The 11,711-nt window shown below is 60.9% G+C and carries 10 protein-coding genes; all 10 read left to right on the top strand.

Annotated features, from left to right (window positions below; genetic code table 11):
- Positions 1-114: 114 nt before the first annotated feature.
- Positions 115-558 (top strand): RNA polymerase-binding protein DksA, encoded by a 444-nt coding sequence (gene dksA / locus ACVHNU_RS20530; RefSeq protein ID WP_003228250.1) that lies wholly within the window; start codon positions 115-117, stop codon positions 556-558.
- A 211-nt stretch (positions 559-769) separates the two neighbouring features.
- Positions 770-1,666 carry a tRNA glutamyl-Q(34) synthetase GluQRS gene (gluQRS, locus tag ACVHNU_RS20535; protein WP_226501119.1) on the top strand — a complete coding sequence of 299 codons (897 nt, stop codon included), beginning with the start codon at positions 770-772 and terminating at the stop codon, positions 1,664-1,666.
- 77 nt (positions 1,667-1,743) lie between these two features.
- Complete coding sequence (locus tag ACVHNU_RS20540; RefSeq protein ID WP_003176118.1) at positions 1,744-1,920, top strand: hypothetical protein; 177 nt, start codon at positions 1,744-1,746, stop codon at positions 1,918-1,920.
- Positions 1,904-4,858 (top strand): sensor histidine kinase, encoded by a 2,955-nt coding sequence (locus tag ACVHNU_RS20545; RefSeq protein WP_003228254.1) that lies wholly within the window; start codon positions 1,904-1,906, stop codon positions 4,856-4,858. The genes ACVHNU_RS20540 and ACVHNU_RS20545 overlap by 17 nt, the downstream gene beginning before the upstream one ends.
- A 22-nt stretch (positions 4,859-4,880) precedes the next feature.
- Positions 4,881-6,317, top strand: coding sequence for a sigma-54-dependent transcriptional regulator (locus ACVHNU_RS20550; protein WP_003228256.1), 1,437 nt, complete (start codon positions 4,881-4,883; stop codon positions 6,315-6,317).
- Between the two features lie 734 nt (positions 6,318-7,051).
- Positions 7,052-8,452 (top strand): polynucleotide adenylyltransferase PcnB, encoded by a 1,401-nt coding sequence (locus tag ACVHNU_RS20555; RefSeq protein WP_047600294.1) that lies wholly within the window; start codon positions 7,052-7,054, stop codon positions 8,450-8,452.
- A 3-nt stretch (positions 8,453-8,455) separates the two neighbouring features.
- Complete coding sequence (gene folK, locus ACVHNU_RS20560; RefSeq protein ID WP_226501118.1) at positions 8,456-8,941, top strand: 2-amino-4-hydroxy-6-hydroxymethyldihydropteridine diphosphokinase; 486 nt, start codon at positions 8,456-8,458, stop codon at positions 8,939-8,941.
- A 399-nt stretch (positions 8,942-9,340) separates the two neighbouring features.
- On the top strand, positions 9,341-10,141 hold the full coding sequence (panB, locus tag ACVHNU_RS20565; protein ID WP_473018206.1) for a 3-methyl-2-oxobutanoate hydroxymethyltransferase: 801 nt from the start codon (positions 9,341-9,343) through the stop codon (positions 10,139-10,141).
- Entirely contained in the window at positions 10,138-10,998 is an 861-nt protein-coding gene (panC, locus tag ACVHNU_RS20570; protein WP_262141558.1) for a pantoate--beta-alanine ligase, read from the top strand. The genes panB and panC overlap by 4 nt, the downstream gene beginning before the upstream one ends.
- A 200-nt stretch (positions 10,999-11,198) precedes the next feature.
- Positions 11,199-11,579, top strand: coding sequence for an aspartate 1-decarboxylase (panD, locus tag ACVHNU_RS20575; RefSeq protein WP_003228271.1), 381 nt, complete (start codon positions 11,199-11,201; stop codon positions 11,577-11,579).
- Positions 11,580-11,711 lie beyond the last annotated feature (132 nt).

The following is an 11,711-nucleotide window of genomic DNA, read 5'->3' on the forward strand; positions in this document are numbered from 1 at the left end:
AGCGCGGGCCGAATTGATCTGGTAAGTTCGCCCGCTTGCAGCCGCAGGGCCGGCAGGTGTCGGTGATGGAGCAATCCTGCGCAATGGATTACAAGAGTAGAGGCGGTCCATTTCATGCCCACCCAAGCAAAGCAACAGCAGCAAGCGACGATCAGCGGCTTCGAACCTTACGTTCCGAAGGCCGGCGAAGAGTACATGGGCGCCCCCATGCGCGCGCACTTCACCAAGATCCTGAACAAGTGGAAACAGGACTTGATGCAGGAAGTCGACCGTACTGTTGATCACATGAAAGACGAAGCGGCCAACTTCCCTGACCCGGCCGACCGTGCCAGCCAGGAAGAAGAATTCGCCCTCGAGCTGCGCGCCCGCGACCGCGAGCGCAAGTTGATCAAGAAGATCGACAAGACCCTCGAACTGATCCAGGACGAAGAGTACGGCTGGTGCGAATCCTGCGGCATCGAGATCGGCGTCAAGCGCCTCGAAGCCCGTCCTACCGCCGATCTGTGCATCGACTGCAAGACCCTGGCGGAAATCAAGGAAAAGCAGGTCGGCAAGTAATCTCGACCTGAACGAAAAACGGAGCGTGCGAACGCTCCGTTTTTGTTTCTGCCTTTTGCCTTTGCCCTTTTGCCTTGCTTTTGTGGGAGGGGGCTTGCTCCCGAATGCGGCCGGCCATTCAACATCCAGGTTGTCTGAACTGACGCTTTCGCGAGCACGCCCGCTCCCACAGGGGTAATCTGCGCGAATCCTGAAAAGTTATATTGTCCACATGACTGCCAAAACCGCCCCCGCCTACATCGGCCGCTTCGCCCCGACCCCCAGTGGCCACCTGCACTTCGGTTCGCTGGTCGCCGCCCTCGCTTCTTATCTCGACGCACGCGCGGTCGGCGGGCGCTGGCTGGTGCGCATGGAAGATCTCGATCCGCCCCGGGAGGAACCCGGCGCGCAGGCGGCGATTCTCAAGGCGCTGGAAAGCTACGGTTTCGAATGGGACGGCGAGATGGTGCGCCAGAGTGATCGGCACGACGCCTACGCCGAAGTTCTCAACAGTCTGTTCAACCACGGCCTGGCCTACGCCTGCACCTGTTCGCGCAAACAGCTGGAGCCGTACCACGGCATTTACCCGGGCTTGTGCCGCAACGCCGGCCATGAGCAACAAGAGGCGGCGATCCGCCTGCGCGTGCCGGAGCTGGAATATCACTTCATCGACCGCGTGCAGGGCGAGTTTCGCCAGCATCTGGGGCGCGAAGTCGGCGATTTCGTGATTCGCCGCCGCGATGGCCTCTACGCCTATCAACTGGCCGTGGTGCTGGATGACGCCTGGCAAGGCATCACCGACATCGTGCGCGGCGCCGACCTGCTCGACTCCACGCCGCGCCAGCTCTACCTGCAAGAACTGCTGGGCCTGCGCCAGCCGCGCTATCTGCACCTGCCATTGATCACGCAGCCGGACGGCAACAAGCTCGGCAAATCCTACCGTTCGCCGCCGCTTGAGGCCGATCAAGCCACCCCGCTGTTGCTGCGGGCCCTGCGTGCACTGGGGCAAAAACCAGGCGCCGAGCTTGAACACGCCTCACCGCAGGAATTGCTCAACTGGGGCGCAGCCCACTGGGATGCATCGAAGATCCCGCGCACACTGACCCTGCCCGAAGCGCAACTGCAATGACGACACTTGCAGTCGCGCCGCCATCCGTTACCATCGCCGCACGTTTTCGGGCACGCGCATAAAAAAGAGAGGCCGGGATGTACATCTATCGCTTGGTCCTGCTTCTGGTCGTGGGAATCTATCTGTTTTCGCCAGCCATCATGGATTGGTGGATCGACGCCACGGGCGCCTGGTATCGGCCGTATCTGCTCTGGTTGATCCTGATTGTCGTGACCTTCATCCTGCAGAGCCAAAAAGATGCCGATGAGCTTTAGCCTGACCCAGATGATCCTGATCAGTGCCGCGTACCTGGCGGTGCTGTTCGGCGTTGCCTGGATCAGTGAACGGGGCATGATCCCGCGGGCGATCATTCGCCACCCGTTGACCTACACCCTGTCGCTGGGGGTCTATGCCAGTGCCTGGGCGTTTTATGGCACGGTGGGGCTGGCCTATCAGTACGGCTACGGCTTTCTCTCCAGTTATCTCGGGGTGTCCGGCGCGTTTCTGCTGGCACCGGTGCTGCTGTATCCGATCCTGAAAATCACCCGCACCTATCAACTGTCGTCGCTGGCGGACCTGTTCGCTTTCCGCTTTCGCAGCACCTGGGCCGGCGCGCTGACCACGATCTTCATGCTGATCGGCGTACTGCCGTTGCTGGCGTTGCAGATTCAGGCGGTGGCCGATTCCATCGGCATCCTGACCGGCGAGCCGATCCAGAGCCGCGTCGCGCTGGCGTTCTGTGCGCTGATCATTCTGTTCACGATTTTCTTCGGCTCCCGGCATATCGCCACCCGCGAGAAACACGAAGGGCTGGTGTTCGCGATTGCCTTCGAATCGGTGATCAAACTGATCGCCCTTGGCGGCGTCGGCCTCTATGCGTTGTACGGTGTGTTCGACGGCCCGCAACAGCTTGAGCTGTGGCTGCTGCAAAACCAGACCGCCCTCGCTGCGTTGCACACGCCGCTGCAGGAAGGACCGTGGCGCACGCTGTTGCTGGTGTTCTTCGCCTCGGCGATCGTGATGCCGCACATGTATCACATGACCTTCACCGAAAACCTCAATCCGCGCTCGCTGGTCAGTGCCAGCTGGGGCCTGCCGCTGTTCCTGTTGCTGATGAGTCTGGCGGTGCCGTTGATTCTCTGGGCCGGCCTGAAGCTCGGCGCCACCACCGATCCGGAATACTTCACCCTCGGCATTGGCATTGCCGCCAACAGCAAACCGCTGGCCCTGCTGGCGTACGTCGGCGGATTGTCGGCGGCCAGTGGCCTGATCATCGTCACCACGCTGGCGCTGTCGGGTATGGCGCTGAACCACCTGGTGCTGCCGCTGTACCAGCCGCCGGCCGAAGGCAATATCTACCGCTGGCTGAAGTGGACCCGCCGGGCGCTGATCGTGGCGATCATCATGGCCGGTTTCTGCTTTTATCTGATGCTCGGCGCCGGGCAGGACCTGGCCAACCTCGGCATCGTCGCCTTCGTCGCAACCCTGCAGTTCCTGCCCGGCGTGCTCTCGGTGCTGTACTGGCCGACCGCCAACCGGCGCGGCTTTATCGCCGGTCTGATGGCGGGGATTCTGGTGTGGGTGGTGACCATGCTGCTGCCGCTGGTCGGCAATCTGCAGGGGTTCTACATTCCGCTGCTGAACATGATCTACGTGCTGGACGACACCAGTTGGCACATGGCGGCCATCGCCTCGCTGGCGGCCAACGTGCTGATGTTCACGCTGATCTCGCTGTTCACCAACGCCAGCCCGGAAGAAGCCAGCGCCGCCGAAGCCTGCGCGGTGGATAACGTGCGTCGTCCGCAACGTCGCGAACTGCACGCCGCCTCGCCCCAGGAGTTCGCCACGCAACTGGCGAAACCGCTGGGCGCCAAGGCGGCGCAAAAAGAAGTCGAGCAAGCCCTGCGCGACCTCTATCTGCCGTTCGACGAACGCCGTCCTTATGCCTTGCGCCGCTTGCGCGACCGTATCGAAGCCAACCTCTCCGGCCTGATGGGGCCGAGCGTGGCGCAGGACATGGTCGAAACCTTCCTGCCATACAAGGCTGGCGGCGAAAACTATGTAACCGAAGACATCCACTTCATCGAAAGCCGCCTCGAGGACTACCACTCGCGCCTCACCGGGCTGGCCGCCGAACTCGACGCCCTGCGCCGCTACCATCGCCAGACCCTGCAGGAGCTGCCGATGGGCGTCTGCTCGCTGGCGAAGGATCAAGAGATCCTGATGTGGAACAAGGCCATGGAAGAACTCACTGGCATCGCCGCGCAACGGGTGGTCGGCTCGCGCCTGAGCACCATCGCCGATCCGTGGAAGCAATTGCTGCAAGGCTTCATCAACCTGCCCGACGAACACTTGCACAAACAGCACCTGGCCCTCGACGGCCAGACCCGCTGGCTCAATCTGCACAAAGCCGCGATCGATGAACCGTTGGCCCCGGGCAACAGCGGCCTGGTGCTGTTGGTGGAAGACCTGACCGAAACGCAGATGCTCGAAGACAAACTGGTGCACTCCGAACGACTGGCGAGCATTGGCCGACTGGCGGCAGGTGTGGCCCATGAAATCGGCAACCCGATCACCGGCATCGCCTGTCTGGCGCAGAACCTGCGCGAAGAGCGTGAAGAAGACGGCGAGCTGACGGAAATCAGCGGGCAGATCCTCGAACAGACCAAGCGTGTGTCGCGCATCGTGCAGTCGCTGATGAGCTTCGCTCACGCCGGCAGCCACCAGCACAGTGACGAACCGGTGTGCCTGGCCGAAGTCGCGCAGGATGCGATTGGCCTGCTGGCGCTGAACCGGCGCAACTTCGAGGTGCAGTTCTACAACCTGTGCGATCCGGATCACTGGGTCGAAGGCGATCCGCAGCGGCTCGCCCAGGTACTGATCAATCTGCTCTCCAACGCCCGTGACGCTTCGCCTGCAGGCAGCGCGGTGCGGGTCAAGAGTGAAGCCGGCGAACACACGGTCGATCTGATCGTCGAGGACGAAGGCAGTGGTATTCCGCAGAACATCATGGACCGATTGTTCGAACCTTTCTTCACCACCAAGGATCCTGGCGAAGGCACCGGTCTGGGCCTTGCACTGGTCTATTCCATCGTTGAAGAGCATTATGGACAAATCACCATCGACAGCCCGGCTGATGTACAAAGCCAGCGCGGCACCCGTATCCGGGTGACCTTACCGCGTCATGTCGAAGCGACGTCCGCTGTGAACTGAGACCGTCGAGAGTATCGAATCAATGCCGCACATTTTGATCGTCGAAGACGAAACCATTATCCGCTCCGCCTTGCGCCGCCTGCTGGAACGTAACCAGTATCAGGTCAGCGAAGCCGGTTCTGTGCAGGAAGCACAAGAACGCTTCAGTATTCCCACATTCGATCTGATCGTCAGCGACCTGCGCCTGCCTGGCGCCCCCGGTACCGAGCTGATCAAGCTTGGCCAAGGCAAACCGGTGCTGATCATGACCAGTTACGCCAGCCTGCGCTCGGCGGTCGACTCGATGAAGATGGGCGCGGTGGACTACATCGCCAAGCCTTTCGATCACGATGAAATGCTCCAGGCCGTCGCGCGGATCCTGCGTGATCACCAGTCGGCGCCTGCCGCTGGCGAAGCCGTTGTCGGCAAACCGGCCAATGGCAGCGGCAAGTCCGCCGTCGATAACAGCAACGGTGAAATCGGCATCATCGGTTCGTGCCCACCGATGCAGGATCTGTACAGCAAGATCCGCAAGGTCGCGCCAACTGATTCCAATGTATTGATTCAGGGCGAGTCCGGTACCGGTAAGGAACTGGTGGCCCGCGCCCTGCACAATCTGTCCAAGCGCGCCAAGGCACCGATGATTTCGGTGAACTGCGCAGCCATCCCGGAAAGCCTGATCGAGTCCGAACTGTTCGGCCACGAAAAAGGCGCGTTCACTGGCGCCAGCGCCGGTCGCGCCGGTCTGGTGGAAGCGGCGGACGGCGGCACGCTGTTCCTCGACGAGATCGGCGAACTGCCGCTGGAAGCCCAGGCCCGCCTGCTGCGCGTGCTGCAGGAAGGCGAGATTCGCCGTGTGGGTTCGGTGCAGTCGCAAAAAGTCGATGTGCGCTTGATCGCCGCGACCCACCGCGACCTCAAGAGCCTGGCGAAAATCGGCCAGTTCCGTGAAGACCTGTATTACCGCCTGCACGTGATCGCTCTGAAATTGCCGGCTCTGCGTGAACGTGGCGCCGACGTCAACGAAATCGCCACCGCGTTCCTCGCTCGCCAGAGTGCGCGCATCAACCGTACCGACCTGAAATTTGCCGCCGATGCCGAACAGGCCATCCGGCATTATTCCTGGCCAGGTAACGTGCGCGAGCTGGAAAACGCGGTCGAGCGCGCGGTGATCCTGAGCGAAAGCCCGGAAATCTCTGCCGACCTGCTGGGCATCGACATCGAGCTGAGCGACCTGGAAGACGACGAATTCATCGGCTTGCCCGCGCAAACCGCGGGTAACACCAGCAACAGCAGCCATGAGCCGACGGAAGACCTGTCACTGGAAGACTACTTCCAGCACTTCGTTCTCGAGCATCAGGATCATATGACCGAGACCGAACTGGCGCGCAAACTGGGCGTCAGCCGCAAGTGCCTGTGGGAACGCCGCCAGCGCCTGGGTATTCCACGGCGCAAGACCGGGGTCACCAGCGAGAGCTGAACGTTACCTGTCGAGTGTGCGGGTAACGCTTGAGGATGTGAAAAAACTGTTACCTCAGTCCTTTCACGTAACAGAAGCCGGGGTTATCGGTAACGAAACCCCGGTTTTTTTTCGCCCCGAGAAAACCGTTATATCGACCTAACCCCTTGTTTTATTGGGCTTCGCAAAAGTTGGCACGGCACCTGCTATATGTTTGGTACAAGAACAATAACAAGCAATGCACAAGACAATAAAAATAAGACGAATCGACTCACGCACAATAAAAACAAGACGGCGAGAGGCGCAGCTAACTGATTCTTTTGGAGAGGCGTTGTATTTGGGGCTAGCCCCACGACCAGGCCGAGAACAACAAAAACTGTCCTAAGACAGAGCCTGTACTGGTTGGATCGCAAGATCACTGCAACACAGCGACCAAAGCAATCCGTTTGCTCTTGGCTCCCGATTGGGAGGGTCATGAAGGAACAGCTTCATGGCGAGGGCACTCAACAAAAACAAGAAGCCCGAATCAATAATAAAAAGAGCACGCAACTACTTCTGGGGGAGCTTCGGCTCCCCTTGTAGTTTCTGTCTTCCGGCAAATCCCCCCGTTTCTAGCCTGCTCGATGCCTGTAGCCTGCGGCTTGCAGCGCAAATCTTCTGCGTCCTACACCATCCCCCGACTAAATGCTAGAATCTGCGCCCATCATGCGGTCATTCTTTGGTATGGCCGAACATTCCTTCAAACAGTGCATCCCATGCTGAAGAAGTTGTTCCAGTCATTCCGAACACCCGTGCGTCGTACGCAACACATCCGCAGCACCCCTGAAGTGCTCAATAGCGGCCAACACTCGCTGCAAAAAGGGCAATTCAGCCGCTATGCGGTCAATATCGTCGAACGCTTGCAGGGCGCCGGCTACCAGGCCTATCTGGTCGGTGGTTGCGTGCGTGACATGCTGTTGGGCATCACGCCCAAGGACTTCGACGTCGCCACCAGCGCCACCCCCGAGCAAGTCCGTGCCGAATTCCGCAATGCGCGGATCATCGGTCGCCGCTTCAAACTGGTGCATATCCATTTCGGTCGCGAAATCATCGAAGTCGCGACCTTCCGCGCCAATCACCCGGTCAATGAAGATGACGAAGACAGCAACCAGTCTTCGCGCAACGAGAGCGGGCGGATTCTGCGCGACAACGTCTACGGCACCCTGGAAGAAGACGCGCAACGCCGCGACTTCACCATCAACGCCCTGTATTACGATCCGGTCAGCGAGCGCATTCTCGATTACGCCAACGGCGTACACGACATCCGCAATCACCTGATCCGACTGATCGGCGATCCGAAGCAGCGTTATCAGGAAGACCCGGTGCGCATGCTGCGAGCCGTACGTTTCGCCGCCAAGCTGAATTTCGGCATCGAGAAGCACACCGTGCAGCCGATCCGCGAACTGGCGCCGATGCTGCGCGAGATCCCGTCGGCCCGTCTGTTCGAGGAAGTGCTCAAGCTGTTCCTCTCCGGCCATGGCGCGATCACTTTCGAGATGCTGGTCGATCTGCAACTGTTCGCCCCGCTGTTCCCGGCCAGTGCCGACGCACTCGAGCACAACCCGGAATACACCCACACGCTGATCAGCGAAGCGCTGACCAACACCGACCTGCGCATCAAGCAGAACAAACCAGTGACCCCGGCGTTCCTGTTTGCCGCCCTGCTGTGGCCTGCCCTGCCGGCCCGCGTGTTGCGTCTGCAGGAACGTGGCATGCCGCCGATTCCAGCGATGCAGGAGGGTGCGCACGAGCTGATCGCCGAACAGTGCCAGCGCATCGCCATTCCAAAGCGTTTCACCATGCCGATCCGCGAGATCTGGGACATGCAGGAACGCCTGCCACGGCGCAGCGGCAAACGCGCCGACCTGCTGCTGGACAATCCACGCTTCCGCGCCGGTTACGACTTCCTGCTGCTGCGTGAAAGCGCTGGCGAGCAGACTGACGGTCTCGGCGAATGGTGGACGGATTATCAGGACGCCAACGACAGCGAACGTCGCGACATGATCCGCGACCTCAGCGGCAAAGGTGATGACGCCAGCGGCGCGCCGCGCAAACGTCGTCGCAGCAGCGGTTCCAAGCGCAAGCGCGCCGGGGCTCCGAGCGCATCGGGCGAATAAGGCATGGAACGCATCTATATCGGCCTGGGCAGCAACCTCGCTGACCCGGCCGAACAATTGCGCAGCGCGCTCAACGCGCTGGGCCAATTGCCGCAGACCGCCCTCGCTGGCGTCTCGGCGTTCTATCAGAGCGACTCACTGCTGCCAGGGCAACCGCGTTACACCAACGCGGTCGCAGCCCTCGACAGTGACCTCGCGCCGCTGGACCTGCTCGATGCGCTGCAAGCCATCGAGAACGATCAGGGCCGCGAGCGACTGGAACGCTGGGGGCCGCGCACGCTGGATCTGGATATCCTGTTGTTCGGCGATCGCCTGATCGACCAGCCACGGCTGAAAGTCCCGCACTATCAGATTCAGGAACGTGCGTTCGTTCTGTATCCCCTGGCCGAACTGGCCCCCGCAGATCTGCGCCTGGCCGATGGCCGCACCCTCGCCGATCTGCTCGCCGCCTGCCCGTTCGTCGGCCTTGAACGCCTCTCCCACGCCTGAAAATAGTCCCCCCTGTGGGAGCGGGCTTGCTCGCGAAAGCGTCGAGTCAGTCACTCAATCAGTCAACTGACACAGCGCTTTCGCGAGCAAGCCCGCTCCCACATTGAGTATTCCAAATCTGATTTTTTGTCGGACAAAAACCCCGTCAATCAGCCCTGCCGCACCGCTGAATCGCATCAGTAACGCCGGTAACACTCCCCTCGTAACAATGCGGTAACACACGCAATTGACTTCCGCTTGGCTCCTCACGACTATAGGCGTCCCGCTGCCGCCAACCCGGCACATACGGGCGCAATCCAGGCCTTATAAGCACGACAAAAGACCGTGCGCCTGAGTAGATGAAGAATCACGCGCGTTACTCGCAGTAGTTTCCAGAGCGCCTGAACGAGGATTTTTTACATGCCAGCCATCACCCTGACCACGCTCCAGAGCCTCAAGCAGAAAGGTGAAAAGATCACCATGCTGACCTGCTATGACGCGACCTTCGCCCACGCCTGCAACGAGGCCGGTGTCGAAGTGCTGCTGGTGGGCGACTCCCTCGGCATGGTTCTGCAAGGTCACGACAGCACCCTGCCGGTGACCGTCGCAGAAATGGCCTACCACACCGCCTGCGTCAAACGCGGCAACACCGACGCCCTGATCCTGGCCGACCTGCCGTTCATGGCCAACGCCACTATTGAGCAAACCCTGACCAACAGCGCCATGCTGATGCAGGCCGGCGCGCACATGATCAAGGTCGAAGGTGCGCTGTGGCTGGCGGAGTCGATCCGCCTGCTGGCCGAACGCGGTGTGCCGGTCTGCGCGCACATGGGCCTGACCCCACAGGCCGTGAACATTCTTGGCGGCTATAAAGTGCAGGGCCGCAACGAGAACCAGGCGCGGCAGATGCGTGCCGACGCGATCTCGCTGGAGCAGGCTGGCGCAGCCATGCTGCTGCTCGAATGCGTGCCGAGCGAACTGGCTGCGGAAATCAGCCAGGCCGTGAAGATTCCGGTCATCGGCATCGGCGCCGGTAGCGATACCGACGGCCAGGTACTGGTGCTGCACGACATGCTCGGCCTGTCGATCACCGGTCGCGTGCCGAAATTCGTGAAGAACTTCATGAACGGCCAAGACAGCATCCAGTCAGCATTGAAGGCTTATGTTAATGAAGTCAAAGCCGTCACGTTCCCTGGCATCGAACACGGATTCTCTGCATGAACACCGTTAAAACCGTACGCGAACTGCGCGCCGCCGTGGCCCGCGCCCGCAGTGAAGGCAAGCGCATCGGCTTCGTGCCGACCATGGGCAACCTGCACAGCGGCCATGTCGCGCTGATCACCAAAGCCACCCAGCGCGTGGACTTCGTGGTTGCGAGCATTTTCGTCAACCCGCTGCAATTCGGCGCCGGCGAAGATCTCGACAAGTACCCGCGCACCCTGGCGGCTGATCAGGAAAAGCTGCTGCAAGCCGGCTGCCACTTGCTGTTCGCCCCGACCGTCGAAGAGATGTACCCCGACGGCATGGCCGGGCAGACCCGGGTCAGCGTGCCGCAACTGTCCGAAGGCCTGTGCGGCGCCAGCCGTCCGGGGCACTTCGAGGGCGTGGCGACGGTGGTCAGCAAGCTGTTCAACATGGTTCAGCCGGATCTGGCGATCTTCGGCCAGAAGGACTTCCAGCAGCTGGCGGTGATCCGCGCGCTGGTGCATGACCTGAACATGCCGATCCAGATCATCGGTGAACCGACCGTGCGTGCGGCCGACGGCCTGGCGCTGTCGTCGCGCAACGGTTTCCTCAGCGAAGATCAACGTGCCGTGGCCCCGGTGGTCTATCGCACCCTGAGCGCGATTGCCGAGTCGATCAAGCACGGTGAGCGTGACTACCCGGCGCTGATCGCTACGCAGGTGCAACAGCTGGAAGCCGCAGGCCTGCGTCCGGATTACCTGGAAATCCGCCACGCCCTGACCTTGCGTCCGGCTACGGCAGAGGACCGCGATCTGGTGATTCTGGTGGCCGCGTTCCTCGGCACCACGCGGTTGATCGACAACCTGCACCTGAACCTCGATACCCCGACTTAAAAAACAGCGCAATACCCCCTGTAGGAGCGGGCTTGCTCGCGAATGCGGTGTGTCATTCAGCAGATAGGTTGACTGACACACCGCCTTCGCGAGCAAACCCGCTCCCACATTGGTTTCTGGTGTCCACACAGACCATATTGCCGCCCCCAAAGCCTTCGGGCACACTGCCCGCCGTTTGCTTCCAACCCGGGAAAACCCTCATGCACGCCATCATGCTCAAGGCCAAGCTGCACCGCGCCGAAGTCACTCATGCGGTACTCGATTACGAAGGTTCCTGCGCCATTGATGGCGAGTGGCTGGACTTGTCCGGCATCCGTGAGTACGAGCAGATCCAGATCTATAACGTCGACAATGGCGAGCGCTTCACCACCTACGCGATTCGTGGCGAAGAGGGTTCGCGGATGATTTCGGTCAATGGCGCAGCCGCGCATAAAGCCAAGGTCGGCGACCGCGTGATCATTTGCGCCTACGCCCATTACAGCGAAGCGGAACTGCTGAATTTCAAGCCGCGCATGCTGTACATGGCGCCGGGCAATGAGCTCAGCCACACCAGCAACGCCATTCCGGTTCAGGTGGCCTGAGCCGCTTCGACGCGCCACTCCCCTTCCGTTGGTCGGCTTGTTCCCGGTATTGATGTTAAAAAAGTACAGGGAACAGGTCAGAAGAAGTCAAGACAGATCGCAGCGTGAGGTTTACTGTATTCGCCCTGCGTT

It is taken from the genome of Pseudomonas sp. Ors-4-3C, assembly GCF_055755035.1.